Genomic DNA, 19707 nt, shown 5'->3' on the forward strand with positions numbered 1-19707 from the left:
TGATCATACTAGAAGATGCTTTGTAAAAATATGCGTTGTTTGATTGGGGGCTTACTTACGATTGATTTCGCAGCTTGTCTTGATGAGATCGTCTCCAGCCGAGTGACCGAAAAAGCCAGAAGGATTCGATGTAGTCCTTCTGGCTTTTCTATTTTGTTTCATCAATAACCCAAAATAGTAAAGGCTTACGGCAAGAATCCGATTTCAATTTCAACACCCGCTTCGGATAAGAATTACCACCTTACCTACAATAACTTTGCCCCTATTTGTGATACGGTTCCCCGTGGTGATTTAAAGGTAACGAAGGTTTAAAAACCGATAATAAAAAGAGAGGAACTCCTCTCTTTTTTTAGTCAAATAAATACAGTACAGCCATGTCACTTTCAGACTGAATTTCATTTATTTCTTTAAAGTCCTCCGCATCAAATTGATGGACTTGCAGATCAAGTAATTGCAATATATATTCAGCTAATATATCTTTTGCATTCCTATTGGGATTTTTAGGTTGGTAGTTGTATATACGATTTATGCTTGCTGAAAATAAATCTGCAACTTGCAAAAACCTCTCCAGTTCCGATTCCATTGGAACGTATGAGTTCAATTTTAAATTATCTTCATAATTGGCTTTTAAACTATCAGATATTTTTTGGGATATCTGCTCAATGTGGAATCGGCTTTCATTACCTTCCTTATCTTTTATATAGCTAATTTGTTTAGGAAACGAAATTCTCCCTGTTTCTACTTCGTGATTTATTCCCATTCGAAGCAACTGATAGAATAATTCCTCCAACAACCCTTTCTGAAGGTCCCTACCTAACTTTCTTTTGTTGACCCCTATCGCTTTAAAACTAATCATATCCCCGCTTCCAATAATTTTATCGAAAAAGGCTTTATAAACTTCGATATCCGAACCATCATTCTTCAACTTCGTAAAATGGAACTCTTTGGGTAAAGTGGAATACTTTTCTTTAGCTTCATGCAACCAATCCATTAAGTGTACTTTCAATTTTCCTTCTCGCCCTGGGTCTAAAATCCAAAACCCTCCTACAATTAAGTAGTCATCTGTCTTCCCTGTTTCATCCGCATAGATACTTATGGAAGGTAATTCTGGTTTTGTAGCAATTTGAAACTCACTCTCTATTTTTGCCAAATCTCTACGTTTCTGTCTTATTTTATTATCCGTTGGCAAAAAAAGTTTGAATTCATTTTGGATTTTCGCTCTGGCCCTTGCAATTGTAGTTAAACGTTCGTATTCAAATAACTTTTTATGCGTTACACTTGAACCAGAATGTCCCTCGAATATTTCCCAATATCTTAACATTAAAGCAACATCTGAATTTCTTGTTTCGTCGAAGCGATTTAATATTGATGCCACCTTTTGGCTTACATTTTTCACTTCCCCACTTTGCACTGCTTGCCAAAGTGCTACGGCTTTTTTTCTTCTTTCCTCTTCCTTAGCCTCATCTATTTCTTCCTCAGGATTATCCTCTTCCTCCATAAGTTCCTCTTCAATTTCTGCGACCAATCTTTCCATTTCACCCATATTACCACTCCGTTCAAAGTTTAGTAAAACAAGCAAAAATTCTATTGATAGGCATATATGAATATTTCATTTTGATTCCCTTATAATATATCAACTATAATCACAAGGAGGTGTACCGATGAACAAAGACAATTTCCCTACAATGAGTAGCAAACAACGGGTAAAAATCGTCAACGGCCTACTCAAAAAGGAAGGTTCTGATTTACAAAAGGTGGCGGATGATCTTGGAATGAAATACTCAACCTTTACCAAACTGATGCAGGAGGATGATTATGTCTATATCAAATGAGACAATCAATACTACAAGTTCGTTCGGAATGAGAATCAATTGACTAATGTTCAGCCAACGAAAGACGATGAGTTAGCCTATTTGAAAGCCAATTTTACCGTTCTACAGTCATTGATTGAGCGACATAAGGACAATAATGACTTCCTGCTGGACAAGCGTATTTTTCACCCTTCCTCCAAAATTGCCACGAAAAACTTCCGCATTTCAGACGATCTCTACAAGCAGTTTGTAAAAACATGTGATGAGCATCTTCCCCACCTAAAAATCCAAGATATTATCGCCCAACTTCTGCTGAGTTTTGTAGATCAATACCTTTCACAAACTAAATAACTATACAAAAAAGGCAGTCCTGTACCGCAAAAATACTGTAGGAACTGCCTTTTGTTGTGTTTATCTGGTTGTGTAGACTTGGCTGTTTATAGCTCCTTCACAATCTCTTCGTCCAAAATTGCCTTCCTTCTTTCCCAGTCGGGCATAAGGGCATAGAGCATGTTGTAGAAGCTGTCGCTGTGGTTGTTGTATTTAAAGTGTATCATTTCGTGCAGGATGACGTATTCAATACAGTGTTTTGGGGCTTTAATTAGCTCCGAATTAAGTAAAATGGTGTTTGATTCGACCAAAGCGGAACCCCAACGTGCCTTCATGACTCGCATGTCAATGATAGGCTTTTCAACACCGTACTTTTCAACAAGCGGGTACAACTTATCCAAAAGTTGCTGAAATGTACGATTTGCCTTTTCACGATACCACTCGTCCATTAGTTTTGCTTTCCTGCCGACGTTATGTCGGTCTTTCACAATTAAGTAAATAAAACCCCTAAAATATTTTACTACTTCCTCTTCCGCTTCCTGTACCTTTAAACGGTACTGCTTGCCAAGATACTTAAATGACTCACCACTTACATACTCACGATCACTTTGCTGATAGGGTTGAACCTCTTCAAACTGCTTCACTTGTTTCGTAATCCAAGGTCCCTTTCCTTTGACAAAATCATAGATAAAGTTAAGGGGAACAGCATCATTTGCAGAAACAGTTATAGTCATATCTGGTTTGATATTTAGATTGACGTTCTTGACGTTTTTTCTTTCCAGTTCGAATTCTATCCACTTTGATCCATATTGGACTTGGTGCATTTCCATTTGTTGTTCACGTCCTTAATAACGTCTAAGTGCTACCGTTTTAATTTGCTCAATGATCTTATCTGCCTGATCCAAGTTAATATCTACTTGATGTTCCTTAGAAAAGTCATATAATAAGTCGTCCAATTCCTGAGCAATCCGATTATGCACTTCTAAATTATCGTGCCAATCCCTCTTTGTATATTCACGAATGATCTCATCCATTTTCAAAGCCAGCTCACCCATTGTGTCGTAACTGACGGTATTTTCATGTACTTCGCTAAGAAGATCCTTTGTCACGCCATAAAAAGCTTGTGCATTGGTATTTTCCTTAATAACACCAGGGTAATCATCGGTAGGTTCCCCACGACGGTACTCTTCCATAATGCTTTTCATCAAATTTAAATACTCGGCTTCCGAAATCCGCTTGTCCTTATATGCCTGAATCGCTTCTTGAATTCGTTCGGAAAAACGTTTGTAGTAAGCAGGGTTTTCATCCCATTTCGTATTGACACTTTTCGTTAAGCGTGTCCGAATGGCATCTGCTTTTGCACGTTTTGAGCCAAGGCGCTCAATTTCTTCTTCAAATTGTTTTTCATTGAGAATGTCAACGGGATTCGTAATACGAATAACTTCTTCTGCTGAAATATAGTTATCCATCAACTTCTGCATTTTCGCTTCGTATTCCTTATGGTCAATCGTATCGGAATAACGGAGCTTGACACTTTTTCGAAGCTCTTGATAGAACTTCAAATCCTTTTTGTATGTTTGAAGCTCTTCAGGTGGAAGGGCATTGTACACTTTCTCCGACTCCAATGCAATACCGACATTTCGTCCGAATTTACTAAGGACATCATAAAATGCATTTCGACGTTCTTCATCCTCAAGGGATACTTCATATTCTTCAATATCCCTCTTATTACGAATGGATGTAAACATTTGCAACAAATCGGAATGCGTTTGACGAAGCTGACCGATAATACTAATCACATCGTAAATCGCCCCTTTTAAATCATTCGGATCAAAGTTTTCAAGCCCCGCCCCCGAATACATTTCAAGTGCCTCATCCAACTTTTCAAGCAATCCACGATAGTCGATAATTAACCCATAATCTTTTCCTTCATACAGGCGATTGACCCTTGCAATAGCTTGTAGAAGCGTGTGTTCCTTCATGGGCTTATCTATATACAAAACCGTTGCTCTTGGTGCGTCAAAGCCTGTTAGGAGCTTATCAACGACAATTAAAAGATCAATGTCATCTCCATGAATGAATTCTTCTTTAATGGCATCTTCATATACTTCAGGCGTACCGTAACGATCCATCATCTTTTTCCAATAGGCCTGAATTTTGTCTTTCGACTCCCCGTCAACGGAATCATGTCCTTCCCGCTGATCGGGTGGTGAAATGACTACGGCACAGTTCAAGTCTTCGAGGTCTTCAAAAGCTTCTAAGTATCGTATGGCTTCAATTTTACTATTCGTCGCCAACATTCCTTTGAACTGACTGCCTTGCGTCTTATAGTTATTCAAGAAATGCTGATTAATATCAAAAGCGATCATGGTAATCCGCTGATTTGAAGAAGCAATTCGTTCAAAGTGGCTCCACTTCTTCATCACTTCTTGTTTTTGTTCGTCATTCAAATGACGAGTAATCATTTCCAACCGACTATCAATTGCCTTTTGATTAACCGTTTGATCGACCATTTTCCCTTCATATAAAAGAGGAACAATTGCTTTATCTTTAACACCATCCGCAATTGTATAGGTATGGATAAGCTTCCCGAATTTGATCATCGTACTTTTTTCTTTTTTCATGAGAGGTGTCCCTGTAAATCCAAGATAACATGCATTCGGGAACACTTTTTTCATTTTGATGTGAAGCTCACCGTACTGTGAGCGGTGCGATTCATCAACGAGAATGAAAATATCTTTTGATTCAATTGGTTTCTGTATCGTTGCGGCCGTATCAAATTTATGGACAAGTGTCGTGACAATATCAACATTTCCATCGTTAATCAGTTCAACAAGGTGGCTTCCCTTTGTCGCACGACTTGCTTTAAGCCTTGTATGATTAAACGTGCTATGGATTTGCTTGTCCAGTTCAACACGGTCAGTGACAACGATTACCTGAGGGTTAAATTCTTTTAACTCCGAAAGCACATACTTCGCAAGCATGACCATTGTTAAACTTTTCCCCGAACCTTGTGTATGCCAAATGACACCTGATTGCCGATTGCCATTTTCATCTCGGATCTCAATTGTTTTCAAAATTTCCTTTATAGCAAAGTATTGCTGGTAGCGGGTCACTTTCTTCACATCTTTATCAAATAGCGTGAAAAACTGCGTTAGTTCAAGCAAACGTTCAGGATGGAATAACGAGATAATGTTTTTATCCTGCATCGTCGGCAGGCGACCATGAACCGTTTTAACCAACCATCCTTGCAACCATTCTTCTTGTTCTTCTTTCCAAATTGACCAGAATTTCTTCGGTGTGTTACATGTAGCGTACTGGGTTGCATTTTTGTTCGTTGACATGACAATCTGCACATACTTGAATAACTGGGGGGCATAATCCTTCCCCTGATTGCGAATCATTTGGCTAATGCCTTGTTGCATGGAAATAGAAGCCTTCTTACATTCAATCACGCCAAAAGGAATCCCATTCACAAACAAGACGATATCTGGACGGATCGTTCCTTTGCCATCTTGCCTTTCAATCGAAAATTCCTCAACGACATGAAAATCATTGTTTTCAACATTGTCCCAATCGACAAACTGTATCGTAAACGATTTTTTGGAGCCATCAGGTAAGAATTCCGTATAGCTACGCCCTAACAGCAAAGTCTCAAAAATCTTCTCATTCGTCTTCACAAGCCCATCCGTCAAAGCTTCATCCAAATCACGAATAGCTTGTTGGATATTTGTTTCACTGAATTGATAAGAAACACCTTTATATTCATAGCTGTTTAATTCCCGAAGTTTCTGTTCCAATACTGTTTTCAGCAGAACTTCATAGAGATTCCCTCGCATTGCTTCTGCTTCAATTGGATTAATAGTCCCATATCCTAATCCTTGTAACACTTCAATTGCGGGTTGTTGGCTTATGTATCGTTCATCAAATAACTCTTCCCTTGGCACTTTTCACACCTCCGTATCTCTCAAGGAAAAGAGTAAAGTATCAAACCTTTACTCGAATTTTCCCTGTAAGTAGATTTTGCATTAAACCATTTTTCTGTTCCTTCATTTCTTTTACTTGTTTTTCAAGAAGTTTAACTTCCTTATCGGCTTTATTTAATATTAACGCTATTTCTTTTTGTTCTTCAACAGACGGAAGCTGTACTGAAATCTTCATTACTTCGTTTTTAGATATATTAAATCGTGTTGAACCTTGAGCTAACTTGAATACCTGACTTCTGAAATTACGACTTCTAAACAAAAACCGAGCAAATTCGGGTATTAAAAAATCAAAATTGTTCAAACGATAACCGAAGCAAAAACTATTCAGATATACCTCATTAACCTCATCTAATAATACTGAACTCATTGCAACTTCATTTCGTGTTTCAGACGAAGTGGTGAAGAATATATCACCGTATTTAGCAGTATTTTGTTTTTCTCCTTTGTCCAAGGCTACAAAATCCATTAATTTCAAATCTATTTTTGAGTCAGCAAAAATTGTTTTATAAGGTATATACGGCTTTCCTTTTCCAAAATCCTCAGCCTTTTTTCCCGAAAGTCCATTGTACGATTTCCCCAAATCCCCTAATTTGGCTTTTTTCCATTTACCATCAAACCCAAGTAACCGCACTTCACCCGTTAGCAACTTCTGCATAAGCCCTTTTTTCTGCTCTTTCTTCTGCTCAACGAGCTTTTCCTTCAGCTCGATTGCCTTGTCCCAAGTGGAGAGGATTGAGGCGATTTTTAGTTGTTCATCCACATCTTTCGGTATCATAACCTCCAATTCCAAAAAGTCACCTTGGCCTAATGTTTTGTTTCTACCTGCTCCTCCAGGCGATGCCAAGTTTAATAAATACTTACCCTTTGAGGTGTTAAAAAAGTAAGTGATGAAATCTACATTAGATTTACCTTCCTTTGCTTGATACATTGGAAATCGATGCGAAGCGATAAATCCAGATTCATAGCTCGTAGTCTTTGCAACAGCCAACTCCCATGCAAAAACGATATTGACGATGAAGCAATTGGGTTCAACCCAAAACACTGATTTGTTGCCTAACTTCTCTCCAGTAATCTCTTCTTTATGAAAGATGCCTTTCCCATGAGAGCGAATTCCAATCTCTCTGTACACTGCATCTTCCTTGACCTCTACAGGGTTCCTAACTCTTTTCAAAATTTCTTTTAGCTTAAATTTCCCCCAACCATTTGGAACACATTCATTCACAACCTTCACCTCTCAATTTAAATTCCCATAAAATAATGGACTGCCATTTTGTCGACTCCAACAAAATGGTGTCCAATTTCTATTTCAACCTTTTCCGTTCCAAAAACTTATCAAAGTCATCCTTTGGAGGATCTGCCAATCGTTGTTGATGGAAAATATCATATTGTTCTTTCGCCAACTGATCCGCCACTTTTCTGCTAACTGTTCCTGCATTATCAAGAATTTCATGCTCATTAAATTCTAAAAACGCATCTAACCTTGCGATCCAGTCTTTCATGTACATTGGCCTTTTTCGCTTTGCTTGCGTTTCAGCATAGTCCAAATACATGGTAACAATGTGATTCAGATCTTCCATTTCATCTTCTAACAAATAGTTTTTCGCAACGGTGACATCTTCTTTTCTAACTTTATCGCCTTTCCAAGTCGTCAATCCCATATTTTCTTTGGAGGCATCGGCACGAAGTTTAATGAGTTCAGGAGCCGTATGACCATGAATAGCAAAGTGTAATTTATTTTGAACCGTGGCAAAAAACTCCCTCGTCATCTGCACATTTGGATCATAGTCAACTGAAGTGGCATAGATATCCGTAATCTTGTTGTAAAATCGTTTCTCAGACGCACGAATATCTTTAATACGTTTAAGAAGCTCATCAAAATAATCTTGTCCCAGATTACGAATCTCTTTTAAACGCTCATCATCCATGGTGAAGCCCTTTACAAGATATTCGTTCAATCTCTCCGTTGCCCATTGACGGAATTGTGTACCACGGTGTGAACGCACACGGTAGCCAATTGCTATAATCATCTCAAGATTATAATGTTTAACCTTTCTTTGAACTTCCCGTGAACCCTCAACTCGAACTTGTAAGTATTCCTTACAAGTTGAGTTCTCCAATAACTCCGCCTCTTCGTAAATGTTTTTTATATGAAGCGTAATATTCTGGGACGTTGTCTGAAATAGTTCTGCCATTGCTTTCTGCGTCATCCAAACCGTTTCATTTTCCAAACGGACGTTAATTTTTGTTTCACCGTCTTCTGTCTGATACATTAAGAAATTTGTCTCGTTTTCCATCGAGTCAATCACCCCTTTTTATAACCCCAATTCCTGCAAATACTTCTCCATCTGTTGTTCAACTTCCGCAAGCTCTTGTTTAATATTTTCAATATTCTCTTTCACTTGTGCCATATCGACAGGCTCTTCTTCTTCAAACGTATCGACATAACGTGGGATATTCAGGTTATAATCATTTTCTTTAATTTCTTCAAGCGTTGCGACATAGGAATACTTATCTTCCGTTACAAAGTTCTCATATGTCTCAACAATTTTTTTAAGATCTTGTTCACGCAACTTATTCTGGTTTTTATCTTTTTCGTAGTGTTCTTCTCCAGATGCATCAATGAAAAGAACGTCTTTTCTCTGACGATCTTTTTTCATCACAAGAATACAGGCAGGAATTCCAGTTCCATAAAATAACCCCTCAGGTAAGCCAATCACAGCGTCTAACAAGTTCATGTCAATAATTTGTTTACGGATTTTCGCTTCACTGGAGCCTCGGAATAGTACACCATGTGGAAGGATTGTTGCCATTCGACCGTTTTCAGCCAGCGAATAAAGCATGTGCTGTACAAAGGCTAAGTCTCCCCTTGAAGTTGGCGGTACACCCCATTCAAAACGACGGTGTGGGTCAAGACTTGCCTCCATTTTGAATTTGCTGTCCGTATTGCCTTCCCCTGCAAAGCCCATTGCCCATTTATCTAATGAGAACGGGGGATTAGCAACGATTGCCTGGAACTTCATAAGCTTTCCGTCTTCCAAATGAAGAGGATTCGCTAATGTATCCCCCCACTCAATCTTGGCATCGTCAATACCATGAAGATACATATTCATTAGAGCCAGTGAATGCGTTGCACCATTTCGTTCTTGTCCATAGATAGCAACCTTCTTATTCTGTACTTGATTGGCTACCTTAATCAATAAAGACCCAGACCCACAAGTCGGGTCATAGATACGATCATTTTCTTGAGGTTTTACAAGTCGAGCAAGTAGTTCCGAAGCCATTGTTGGCGTGTAAAATTCTCCGCCTTTTTTTCCCGCATCTGATGCGAACCGCTCAATCATGAATTGGTATGCGTCTCCAATTACGTCTTCATTTCCAACAACGGACGGTTTCAATGTGAGTTTATTAAAATCCTCTAACAACGCCCGTAGCATCGCATTACGTTCTTTCGTTTTCCCAAATGTTGCCTCACTGTTAAAATCAATATTGCGGAATACCCCCCGAAGCTTGGCTGTATTTTCATCCTCCAAATGCTCCAATGCTTTGTTGATGATTTGTCCAATTTCCGCATCATTTCGGTTACTGTAAAGGTAATCGAATGTAGAATGTTCATCCAATACGAAACGTTCCCTTGATAAAGCCCGCTTGATACGTTGTTCATCCCCGTCATAACGTTTCGTATATTCTTCCAAATGCTCTTTGTATGCATCACTTAAATATTTGATGAAAAGCATCGTCAAAATATAATCCTTATATGTACTGGAGTCTATTTTTCCCCGAAACGTATCGGCCGCTTCCCATAAAACCTGATTAATCTGTTGTTGTGTCACTTTTTCGCTCATACTGTTTCCTCCTCTAATGTCCCATTAATAATAGAATTTGATATTCCTTTAAACCATTGTTCTTTTTCTTTTATTAACTGCTGATACAACGTTTTCTCACGCAAGTGAAGTTTCCACATGTCAACCAATGCCTTTTGTTTATCTAACGATAATTTAGCAATAGGCAATCCATTCATTACGTTTTGGTTCATACTTGGTATACGACTTCCCGCTTGGGAACGTTCCAATTCTTTCTTCACTTTATCTGAATTCAAATACCAAGCAACGTATTGAGGCAGGAAATCACCATTGTGAATCTTTAGTATCGCAAAGTAAGAGGGAACTAATAATCCACTCTGTTCTTCGTCAATGTATACTGCCATATTCGGCTGACTAAGACGCATAAGCACATCACCTTTACTGGTGAAGTAATGATCATCTAAAATGTCATTACTTTTGAACTGGTCAAAAGAATCAGTTTGAATAAGGCCATCTGCTGTTATGTTTTTTAACGTTAGCAGATTGTACGTTGCTTGTACTTCATAATCCACTTCTGCTTTCTTTCGGCTTAACACAAGCCCTGTCTTAACGTCCGCAATCTCACCAAGTAACATCTTGCACCTCCAATTGAAATTCAAATATGATATTTGAATTAATTATGTTAAATACATCATATGACTTTCAAACGCCTCCGTCAACTAATAATGTTGCTTTTAGTAAATAAGATAATAGACATTGAATAAAAATAAAATGAAAAACTAACTACAATGCTCTTGATATAATTAAATTGCTTCAAATACTGTCTTATAGCACAGGGAGGCGGAGGAAGAAATCTCCTCTGCCTTTCCGTACTTCACCTTTATTTCCCCAAAAGAAAAAAGCTCCCACTTACTTTAAGTGAAGAGCTTACATACCTCATGCTCCCTTTTGATTGTAGATCATTGGAGCTGTTATCGTAATAATTAGTCCAAACAATTGAACAGTTGCTTGAATCTTATCAATCGTATTCAAGGAGTTCGGCAAAAATAATATTACTTCATTCTTCTTACTTACAATTGAATCGCTTTTAATCTTTTGGACAATTGCTTTTTTCATTTTATCGTAAAGTGACCAATGCTTATCATTTGAAATTCTCAACTTAATGAAGCAGTTACCTTGCAAATCATCTAAACATACTACAAAGTCCCGCCCTGCCCCGAACACAATTTGGCGATTCGTTAAGTTCGCTTTTGAACGATGTGCATTCAGGTAAAAAGGGACTTTATGTTTTGCGAAGGAAAGGGAAGAACCCTGATTATATCCTTGCAAAAGGAATTCACGAAGCGATTGTCGACGAAGATACTTGGGAAAGAGCTAAAGCACTTCGCAAAATGCGTGCAACAGGCACACCCCGACAATACTCAGGTAATTTCCCGCTTACAAGCCTTGCTAAATGTCCTGATTGTGGTTCCTACATGACCAGCGTATATGGAGCAAAAAGAAAAAATGGAACTAAAGCACGATATTATGCATGCGGTCAATACCACAACAAAGGTCGAACAGTATGTAATCCAAATTTAATCAATGCGGACTGGCTTGAAAAGGCTGTTTTTGAAAGACTTGAAAATGTGCTATCATCGGATGTTATGATTGACCAAATCACTGAACGAATTAATGCACAAATGAAACAACACCCTAACTCCACAAAGAAAACAAAAGAAATGGAAGCGTTCAAAAAATGTCTTTCGGAGCTTGAAATCCGTAAAAAGAGAATTCAAGAAGCATTTGAAATGGGATCTGACCTTTTCACCCCTACTGAAGCAAAGGAACGTATGGATAAAATTCAGACAGAAACTTCCGAGATACAAAATGAATTATTTAAGCTACAGCAGAATGAAACGAACAATCAAACGGCTATGAAGCCTGTTTCACCCGAATTTGTTAAAAATCAGCTTGGGGAGTTTCTCGAATTAGCCGACCACTTAGAACCATTGGAATTCCGTGATTTACTCATAGCTTCCATCGAGAGAATTAAAGCGACTAAAAAGGAACTCAAGAATATCCACTTCTCTTTCATAGCACACTTAACTGAAAATGCAAAGAATCCATTATCGGATTCTGCATTACATACTGCCTCGAAGTCACAATCACTATTACTTCGAGGCTTATATTTCACCTCAAACCATTACCTATTTGTGATACGGTTCACCCCGCATAATCCGAAACCCTCGATATACTTGCTCCAACAGCACCAATTTCATCAACTGGTGCGGAAATGTCATTTTCGAAAACGACAATAATTCATCCGCCCGTTGGTACACACTGTCATGAAGCCCAAGTGACCCACCAATGACGAATACGACTTTGCTGCGTCCGTACGTCATCAACGATTCCAATCCCGCCGCCAACTCCTCCGATGTTTTCATTTTTCCCTCGATCGCCAACGCGATGACATGGGCATCCGCTCCGATTTTCGACAAAATCCGCTCGGCTTCTTTCTTTTTTACGATTTCCATGTCGGCTTCGCTCAACGATTCAGGTGCTTTTTCGTCCGCGACCTCTACTAGGTCGATTTTGGCGTAGGCACCAAGGCGTTTTGCATATTCGTCAATTCCCATTTTTAAATATTTTTCTTTTAATTTTCCTACTGTCACAATTGTAATATTCACAGGTTGTCCACCCTTTTCAAAATGTTATTCACAGAAGTTATGCACATATCCACAGACCTTCTCAACATCTTGTGCCCGATTATTCGTTCGCCACAACATATAAAGTAGGCTGATTACCGTAATCAGGTTTTGTGGATAACTTCTCTTCTTCCGGTATAAACTTTATTTGCGGCAAGGTTTTTTCCTTGGCAGCAAAGACGTCTAACGCATGTTCTATATAGGTTTTGCAGCTTTCTATCTTCATTTTACCACCTGCTCTCTTTTTCACAAAGTTATGCACAAATATTTTGATTTATCCACATCGATTGAAAACATAGCAAAAGCGGGTGGAATAGCTGTCCGTTGGCTACTCTACCCGCTGTGGATAATTATCTGTTGAAAACTATTTGTAACATCATGACATCAAAATGAATTTCCTGATTTCAGTTCCATGTCGATTTCGAGCAATTTGCCTGCCCGGTATACTTTCATGGTCATCGTATCACCGACCCGTTTCGTATTGTAAAGATGTTTGCGCAAGGTGACCATGTCCTCGATTTTCTCACCGTCCATTTCGACAATTGTATCATATTTCTGGACGCCTGCCTGCTGGGCCGGAGAATTCCGGGCTACGTCGGTGACAACTACGCCGTCCGTTACATCTTCCGGCAATTTCAGCACTTCCTGTTGCTGTCTAGCCGGCACGCTTCGTAAATCAAGCAGGGTGACACCCATTGTCGGGCGGTTGACGGTGCCTGTAGTTTCCAACTGCTCGATGATCGAGACTGCCAAATTAGTCGGGATGGCCAACCCGATCCCTTCGACGGTCGATTCCGTAATTTTCATTGAATTGATACCAATCAGCTGCCCAGCCATATTGATGAGCGCCCCACCGGAGTTGCCCGGGTTGATGGCTGCGTCTGTTTGCAACACGTCCGCCTGCCAATCAATGATGCCGTCCCGGTTCAGGTCAATCGGGATTGACCTGTCCTTCCCTGAGACGACTCCGACTGTCACTGAACCCGAAAATCCAAGACCGAGAGGATTCCCGATGGCAATGACCGTTTCTCCCCGTTTCAAGGCATCCGAGTCGCCGAATTCGAGAACTGTCTTCGCATGCTTGGCATCGATTTCGATGACAGCCAGGTCGGTCCAAATATCACTGCCGATCAATTCCCCTTCCGTTTTTGAACCGTCGTCAAATGTGATTTCCAGCTGCTGTGCATCTTCGACGACATGGTGGTTGGTGACGATGTATGCTTTATCTCCGGACTTCTTATAAATGACGCCCGAACCGACACCCGCTTCTTGGGTCGTTTCAGAGGTCGACCAGAAATCGCGCACTGTCTGCAAGTTGGTGACCCCGACGACGGCGTCTGTCACCTTTCCGACCACCTCTGTCACGTCGTTTGATATGTCGAGCGAAACACGCTCCGACTGGACCTTGTCGGCGAGGCCCAACGTTTCATTGTTCCCGCTTGGCCCTTTTTCGCCCGTCCCGCTGACATTGGTCATTAAAAACCAAACGAGCAACCCGCCGACGATGGCGCCCAGCAAGCCCGGGAAAAACCCTCCCCGTCGTTTTGGCGGCTTTGGAGGGGGAGGTGCGATCTCCCTTCTTGTTTCAATTACAGGTTCGGTTCCATTTAAAGGTCGACGATCCCTGTCGTCCGGATAATTTTTGAACTCATCCATGCTCCTCTTCCTTTCCATACAGTCTTTTACTTACCTTACCCTTATTCCATTTTTTCAAAAATCGAGAAGCGTTTCAAATAGGATGCTTTTATGCGGAAGCGGAGGGTGCGGGAAATGAGGTCATGAGTGCGGCGCGAACATTTATGAGCGTGATTCCCAAGGTTATGGGCGCGGATACTGAGGTTATGAGCGCCGCACGAGCTCTTATGGGCGCGAGGACCATCGCTATGAGCGCAGCACGGGCACTTATGGGCGCGAGGCCCGTCGTTTTGAGCGCCGCACGGACACTTATGGCGCAGATACTGAGGTTATGAGCGCGGCACGGACACTTATGGGCGCAAGGTCCGTCGCTATGAGCGCAGCACGAGCACTTATGGGCGCGAGGCCCGTCGTTTTGAGCGCCGCACGGACACTTATGGGCGCGTGGCCCGTCGTTTTGAGCGCCGTGCGAGCTCTTATGGGCGCGAGGACCGACGTTTTGAGCGCAGCACGGGCACTTATGGGCGCGAGGTCCGTCCTTATGAGCGCTGCACGGGCACTTATAAGCGCGAGGTCCGTCCTTATGAGCGCTGCACGAGCTCTTATGAGCGCGAGGTCCGTCGCTATGAGCGCGGCTGCGGGTACTTCATTCAAACAAATAAAAACCCCACCGAACCGAGGTTCTTATACTGTGACCAACTCGGTCGGCTTTTCTGCATCCGTGTCGTACAGATGCACGAATTCGCCGGTTCGGATGCCGCATGTCTCCAGTGTCTGGGACACGCTCATCCGGGCCAAGTCCTTCATATTATTATCTTTGCTCAAATGGGACAGATAAATTCTCGTCTCTTTTTCTTTCACGACTTCGCTCATGGCGACCGCCGCGTCTTCGTTGGAGACGTGGCCGACATCGCTGAGGATCCGCCGTTTCACCGACCACGGATAGCGGCCCATCTGCAACATGCTGACGTCATGGTTGCTTTCGAACACAAAGGAATCGGCACCTTGGATGATCCCTTTCATGCGATCGCTGACATAACCGGTATCTGTAATGATCGCCAATTTCCGATCGTTTTCATGGAATACGTAGAACATTGGATCCGCCGCGTCATGGGAAACGGCAAAGGATTGGACGTCCAAGGAACCGAACGATTGGACTGTATCCATGTCGAACTGGAAACGCTGTTCGAGTGGAATCGTGCCGACGAGCCCGTCCATCGCCTTCCACGTCTTTTCATTCGCATAGATCGGCATGCCGTACTTCCGTGCCACGACGCCAATCCCTTTAATATGATCGCTATGCTCGTGTGTGACGAAAATACCGTCGACTTGTTTCAAAGAACGGTCGATGCCAGCCAGGAGCCCTTCCAACTTTTTCGCACTGAAACCGGCGTCGACCAAAAATGCATGCTGCTCGTTCTCTATATAAATCGCATTGCCTGTACTACCACTGGCAAGTACACTAAAGCGCATCGCTTAAAACCTCATTCCTTCTCTTCATCGGAAACGTCCAATTGGAACTCTAGGACTTTACCTTCGATTGCATTGATGAAGTGATTTTCAATCGTTCCATCCTTCAATTCTACACGAACATTCCAAGTCGGGGCAAATACTAGCGTTTCGGTCAGCAACGTGGAATAGCCGAGTGTGACCCGTTTCACTTTCGAATCGGGTTTTATATACCCTCGGTTGGACAGTGAGCCGATTGCTTCGATCGGGGAGAGAAGGTCCTTCTTCCGATTATAGCTGACAAATTCTTCGCACATCCGCTGCTCGTAGCTGACCACTTTGCCGTCCTTGCTCAAATAGACCGTCAGCATTGCATGGGTGCTGAAGTAAATCGGTTCGCCCAGCGCCTTTTGGAAGAAGAGGGCTGTTCTTTCCTCCTCGTCCACCTCCCACAGCTGATATTCCGTTCCATTGAGCACATACTTGCTGAGGAAGTCGGTGAAATTGTAATCGCCTTTCGCATTTCGAACCGTTTCAGGGCTGTCCAACACCGACTGGAGGACCGTTTCACCTACGATGACGGCAGACTGGCCTTCCAGTTTCCCGACTTCCTCCTTGTCAAAGGCGACCGCTTTGGCTGAAATATAAGAAGCGTCATTCTGAGTGGGGGGAAGGGGATCATGCGTGATATTATCCATCTTCAGCGCTTCCTCAATCGACGTTTTCCCCATCACCTGCAAGTTTTGTGACTCCATATGCCGATTGAGGTAAAGAGAGTACAAAAAGACATTTAAAATGGAAAAAATAACGATGAAGATCGTTTTGGTCTTACTCCAATCCATAATCCTCACCCCCGGTCATTTCATCAGAAAAACGAATCCACGTGCCATTTTTTAAATAAAACCAGGAAGGTTCCATCGTAAATAGCCTACGATCTGTGTCCCGCTCCATGTAATAGCCTGGTATAATCTCCTCAATTTGACTGAAATCTTCATCGCTCAACTGTTTCAGCGTCTCCACGACGTCCCGGCCAGATGGAAGGAAAATCGTCTCCGTCTCGGATGTCAATGTCAAATCGAGCGTATAATACGGTCGGAAATAACGGAAAATCCGGTTATCCCCCCAAATCTCCATTATTTCCGTGGAACCGGGAGTGTCGCTGTAAACGGGCAACCCATGGATATACAATTGGAATTTTACGAAGCGGGAATCTGGATTCATGAAAATGTAACGGTATTCCGATGTCCATCCGCTATGTTCATTGATGAAATCAATCGTCTTCTCCAACAGTTCGGAAGGGATTGCCCTCTCGGAACTTTGAGCAGCTGGGAGGACGAAATCCAACATCTTCTTTTCCGTATCAACTGTCATCTGGGCGTGGTCATCCGCGAATTCCTCCATCACCGAATCGACCTGGCTGCGACGAACCGCATTCGGATCGGTGAAGAGTGCATCCCGGAATCGGTTCGGCAAAGAATCGCGAGACCGGTTCGGACTGATTTCCTCTTGGAAATACTTTGTCCGGACGGTTTCCACCGGCATGGCCGGCACCGTGATGAAGTTGGCTGGATTCTCCGGATCGATGTCTGCGTATTCCTCAAACTCCGCTGCCCAAGCCACAATGCTTTGCTGGAATGTCCGATAGTCATCGACCTTCCCTTTTGCCTTATAAAGCAGACCGTCCTTGCTGTTGACAAAGAATAGGTTCAAGTCGACTCCTTCTGCTTTCGGTTTCCAATCGACAACGAGACGGTCGAAGGATGCTTCCGGCACTACTTCCTCTTCGATATTCAACACTTTGTCGTAGAGCGGAATGGGGACCAACCCTTGGAAATGCAATGAAAAATGATGGTGTTTTCTCATCAATGTCGCCCATTTATCCATCTTGAAATTACCATCCGCCAAGATGAGGTCCGAAATTCGCCATTTCTTCATCTCTTCCATGACAGTATCGATTTCTTCGGCAGTGGAAGTCCCTTTTAATCCATCATCAAAATTAAAAACGATTTTGTATGGTTTGATCACTTCATCTATTTCCATCCGGGCGGCAATCGAGATATCAACGGTCGGCAACTCCTCAATCGATTTCAGGCGCGGAGTGTACGTCCAAATGGAGAAGGTGAAGGTGACACTCAAAACGACAAGCAATAGCAGAATCACGGACTTGACCGGTTCGATATACTTCAATCCCATTCACCTTCCTCTTGTTGCTCAAATGGCAGTGTGAAGAAGATCGTCGTCCCTTGTCCTTCTTCACTGTCCGCCCAAATCTCGCCGCCATGGGCAGCGATCATTTCCTTAGCAATGGCCAAGCCAAGGCCCGTGCCGCCCATCGCCCGCGATCTGGCGCGATCCGCACGGTAGAACCTTTCGAAAATACGATTGACATTCTCTTTCGGGATGCCCATCCCATCGTCTGAAATCATCACTTTGATAAAGTCACCTTGCAAACTCAAACCAAACCGGATATCTCCGCCGTCCGGTGAATATTTCAACGCGTTTGAGATGATATTGTCCAAGACTTGCGTCATCTTATCCGGATCGATTTCGACAAACAGCTCAGTGGAAGGCAAAAATCTGCGGAAATGCACATTTTGCGATTTGGAGAATTCGAAGCGGTCGATGATGGAATTGAAAAACTGGTTGAAATCCACCCACTCTTGGTTCAGGTCATAGTCCTGGCTGTCCATCCGAGAAAGCTTCAGCAAGTCGTTCACCAATCGGATCATCCGCTCCGTCTCCGTCTGCGTTACGTGGAGGAAAGAGGGGGCGATCTCCTCATTCCGCCAAGCCCCGTCCGCCAATGCTTCCAAATAACTGCGCATCGTCGTCAGCGGCGTACGCAATTCATGGGAGACGTTCGAGACGAATTCCCGGCGTTCCATATCGATTTTTTCTTGTTCCGTATTATCATGGAGCACGACAATCAGCCCGTTCACAAACCCGGTCTCCCGCTGTGTGACGGAGAATGTTGCCCGCAAAATATACGGTCTTTCATCCGTACTGAAATCCAGTGCGATGGAATCCTTGATTTGAATCAAATCTTCGAACGTGTACTCCTGTTCCAGCCCAAGGATGCTCGCAATCGGGCGATTGAGCACGAGGTCGCGTGTCAGGCGGAACATGGATAGAGCAGAATCATTAATCAGGCTGACGCGTCCTTTCCGGTCGGTCGCAATGACGCCATCCGTCATGTTCTCAAGGACGGACGCCAGTTTCCGACGCTCGCTTTCCGTCGTGGACTGGGATTCTTGCAACTGGTTCGTCAAATGGTTGAACGCGATCGCCAGCTGACCGATTTCATCATTCCCATACACCCGCACCTTGCGTGAGAAATTCCCTTTTGCCATCGCCTGTGCCTGACGCCTCATATCGGAAATCGGCCGCGTGATCGTCTGGGCGATGAAAATGCCGATGATAATCGTAATGGTCAGTGAAAACGCGGTTCCGCCCGCAAGGATCTGAGTGACTTCATCAATCTGCTGATAGACGTTCTCGATATTCGAAACTACATATAATGTGCCGATCACTTCGCCATTAAACAGGATCGGCTGGGCCCGGACCATGATCCGCTCCCTCATGTTTTCATCGTAGTAGATATTCTCATAGGGTGATTCGGATGCAATCGATCTTTTGATAGTGTCATCCAACGATCGTTGCCCGACCATCACTTGATTATCCAAGACCGATGTCGCCAGGATGCGGTATCTGGAGTTGACGACCCGGATTTCATTGATATCATCCGAATTAAACCCCGAAAGGACGGTCCGCAAACTCTGTTCGAGTGTCGGATCGTCCGTTGAACGCTCTTTTATCAATTCTTCACGCACGCTGAATTCCACCAGGTTCATCTTATCGGTGATGGAATTCGTGAAGTTGTCCTTCAATGTCTGTTCAAGTTTCTGGACAAAGTAAAGGCCGATTATTTGCATGGCAACCATGATCAGCAATACGTAAATCAATACAAGCTTGACGTGAATCGAACGGAAGAAACCGACCTTCTGCATAG

General features: G+C 42.6%; 17 protein-coding genes. 3 read left to right on the forward strand and 14 right to left on the reverse strand.

Annotated elements, in window-relative coordinates:
• Nucleotides 1-349: 349 nt before the first annotated feature.
• Nucleotides 350-1543: a DUF3800 domain-containing protein gene (locus OXB_RS04815; RefSeq protein ID WP_041072337.1), complete on the reverse strand. Its 1194-nt coding sequence runs from the start codon at nt 1541-1543 to the stop codon at nt 350-352.
• 118 nt (nt 1544-1661) lie between these two features.
• Between OXB_RS04815 and OXB_RS19180 the strand changes: the two genes are divergently transcribed.
• Complete coding sequence (locus OXB_RS19180) at nt 1662-1832, forward strand: hypothetical protein (RefSeq protein ID WP_231860362.1); 171 nt, start codon at nt 1662-1664, stop codon at nt 1830-1832.
• Between the two features lie 39 nt (nt 1833-1871).
• Nucleotides 1872-2162, forward strand: a complete 291-nt coding sequence (locus OXB_RS19185) for a hypothetical protein (protein ID WP_231860363.1) — start codon at nt 1872-1874, stop codon at nt 2160-2162.
• Nucleotides 2163-2248: 86 nt separating this feature from the next.
• Here OXB_RS19185 and OXB_RS04825 read toward each other — a convergent pair whose 3' ends face one another.
• The 6 genes from OXB_RS04825 to OXB_RS04850 all read right to left on the reverse strand — a co-directional run bounded on the left by OXB_RS04825 (nt 2249) and on the right by OXB_RS04850 (nt 10562).
• Complete coding sequence (locus OXB_RS04825; protein WP_041072339.1) at nt 2249-2971, reverse strand: M48 family metallopeptidase; 723 nt, start codon at nt 2969-2971, stop codon at nt 2249-2251.
• Between the two features lie 15 nt (nt 2972-2986).
• A complete protein-coding gene (locus OXB_RS04830; RefSeq protein ID WP_041072341.1) occupies nt 2987-6088 on the reverse strand; it encodes a type I restriction endonuclease subunit R in 3102 nt (1033 codons plus the stop codon).
• Between the two features lie 40 nt (nt 6089-6128).
• Nucleotides 6129-7349: a restriction endonuclease subunit S gene (locus OXB_RS17870; RefSeq protein ID WP_052483875.1), complete on the reverse strand. Its 1221-nt coding sequence runs from the start codon at nt 7347-7349 to the stop codon at nt 6129-6131.
• Between the two features lie 79 nt (nt 7350-7428).
• The gene (locus OXB_RS04840) at nt 7429-8421 is read right to left on the reverse strand and encodes a virulence RhuM family protein (protein WP_041072342.1); all 993 of its coding nucleotides are present in this window, start codon (nt 8419-8421) and stop codon (nt 7429-7431) included.
• A gap of 18 nt (nt 8422-8439) precedes the next feature.
• On the reverse strand, nt 8440-9969 hold the full coding sequence (locus tag OXB_RS04845) for a type I restriction-modification system subunit M (protein WP_041072343.1): 1530 nt from the start codon (nt 9967-9969) through the stop codon (nt 8440-8442).
• Nucleotides 9966-10562, reverse strand: coding sequence for a restriction endonuclease subunit S (locus tag OXB_RS04850; protein WP_041072344.1), 597 nt, complete (start codon nt 10560-10562; stop codon nt 9966-9968). Before OXB_RS04850 ends, OXB_RS04845 begins: the two co-directional genes overlap by 4 nt.
• Before the next feature lie 654 nt (nt 10563-11216).
• Here OXB_RS04850 and OXB_RS04860 point away from each other — a divergent pair.
• Nucleotides 11217-12227: a recombinase zinc beta ribbon domain-containing protein gene (locus tag OXB_RS04860; protein ID WP_041072347.1), complete on the forward strand. Its 1011-nt coding sequence runs from the start codon at nt 11217-11219 to the stop codon at nt 12225-12227.
• On the opposite strand, the gene rlmH is transcribed toward OXB_RS04860, so the two are convergent.
• The 7 genes from rlmH to walK form a co-directional block, all read right to left on the reverse strand.
• Nucleotides 12117-12596 (reverse strand): 23S rRNA (pseudouridine(1915)-N(3))-methyltransferase RlmH, encoded by a 480-nt coding sequence (gene rlmH, locus OXB_RS04865; RefSeq protein ID WP_041072348.1) that lies wholly within the window; start codon nt 12594-12596, stop codon nt 12117-12119. The two genes, OXB_RS04860 and rlmH, sit on opposite strands and share 111 nt — an antisense overlap.
• 79 nt (nt 12597-12675) lie before the next feature.
• Nucleotides 12676-12840, reverse strand: coding sequence for a CxxH/CxxC protein (locus OXB_RS18615; protein WP_041072350.1), 165 nt, complete (start codon nt 12838-12840; stop codon nt 12676-12678).
• A 158-nt stretch (nt 12841-12998) separates the two neighbouring features.
• Nucleotides 12999-14270, reverse strand: a complete 1272-nt coding sequence (locus OXB_RS04875) for a S1C family serine protease (protein ID WP_041072352.1) — start codon at nt 14268-14270, stop codon at nt 12999-13001.
• 663 nt (nt 14271-14933) lie between these two features.
• Nucleotides 14934-15722, reverse strand: a complete 789-nt coding sequence (locus tag OXB_RS04890) for an MBL fold metallo-hydrolase (RefSeq protein WP_041072358.1) — start codon at nt 15720-15722, stop codon at nt 14934-14936.
• 11 nt (nt 15723-15733) lie between these two features.
• A complete protein-coding gene (locus OXB_RS04895; RefSeq protein WP_041072361.1) occupies nt 15734-16540 on the reverse strand; it encodes a two-component system regulatory protein YycI in 807 nt (268 codons plus the stop codon).
• Nucleotides 16527-17891: a YycH family regulatory protein gene (locus OXB_RS04900; protein WP_041072362.1), complete on the reverse strand. Its 1365-nt coding sequence runs from the start codon at nt 17889-17891 to the stop codon at nt 16527-16529. Before OXB_RS04900 ends, OXB_RS04895 begins: the two co-directional genes overlap by 14 nt.
• Nucleotides 17882-19705: a cell wall metabolism sensor histidine kinase WalK gene (gene walK, locus OXB_RS04905; RefSeq protein ID WP_041072364.1), complete on the reverse strand. Its 1824-nt coding sequence runs from the start codon at nt 19703-19705 to the stop codon at nt 17882-17884. The genes OXB_RS04900 and walK overlap by 10 nt, the downstream gene beginning before the upstream one ends.
• Nucleotides 19706-19707 lie beyond the last annotated feature (2 nt).

This window comes from Bacillus sp. OxB-1 (assembly GCF_000829195.1).
In the GTDB taxonomy this organism is placed as follows: Bacteria; Bacillota; Bacilli; order Bacillales_A; family Planococcaceae; genus Sporosarcina.

What these genes read in the sequence shown, in the direction of transcription:
- OXB_RS04875 (WP_041072352.1), bottom strand. Translation starts at nt 14,270, where the DNA reads ATGGATGAGTTCAAAAATTATCCGGACGACAGGGATCGTCGACCTTTA.
- OXB_RS04840 (WP_041072342.1), bottom strand. Translation starts at nt 8,421, where the DNA reads ATGGAAAACGAGACAAATTTCTTAATGTATCAGACAGAAGACGGTGAA.
- OXB_RS04815 (WP_041072337.1), bottom strand. Translation starts at nt 1,543, where the DNA reads ATGGGTGAAATGGAAAGATTGGTCGCAGAAATTGAAGAGGAACTTATG.
- walK (WP_041072364.1), bottom strand. Translation starts at nt 19,705, where the DNA reads ATGCAGAAGGTCGGTTTCTTCCGTTCGATTCACGTCAAGCTTGTATTG.
- OXB_RS19180 (WP_231860362.1), top strand. Translation starts at nt 1,662, where the DNA reads ATGAACAAAGACAATTTCCCTACAATGAGTAGCAAACAACGGGTAAAA.
- OXB_RS04845 (WP_041072343.1), bottom strand. Translation starts at nt 9,969, where the DNA reads ATGAGCGAAAAAGTGACACAACAACAGATTAATCAGGTTTTATGGGAA.
- OXB_RS18615 (WP_041072350.1), bottom strand. Translation starts at nt 12,840, where the DNA reads ATGAAGATAGAAAGCTGCAAAACCTATATAGAACATGCGTTAGACGTC.
- OXB_RS04900 (WP_041072362.1), bottom strand. Translation starts at nt 17,891, where the DNA reads ATGGGATTGAAGTATATCGAACCGGTCAAGTCCGTGATTCTGCTATTG.
- OXB_RS04850 (WP_041072344.1), bottom strand. Translation starts at nt 10,562, where the DNA reads ATGTTACTTGGTGAGATTGCGGACGTTAAGACAGGGCTTGTGTTAAGC.
- OXB_RS04825 (WP_041072339.1), bottom strand. Translation starts at nt 2,971, where the DNA reads ATGGAAATGCACCAAGTCCAATATGGATCAAAGTGGATAGAATTCGAA.
- OXB_RS04895 (WP_041072361.1), bottom strand. Translation starts at nt 16,540, where the DNA reads ATGGATTGGAGTAAGACCAAAACGATCTTCATCGTTATTTTTTCCATT.
- OXB_RS04890 (WP_041072358.1), bottom strand. Translation starts at nt 15,722, where the DNA reads ATGCGCTTTAGTGTACTTGCCAGTGGTAGTACAGGCAATGCGATTTAT.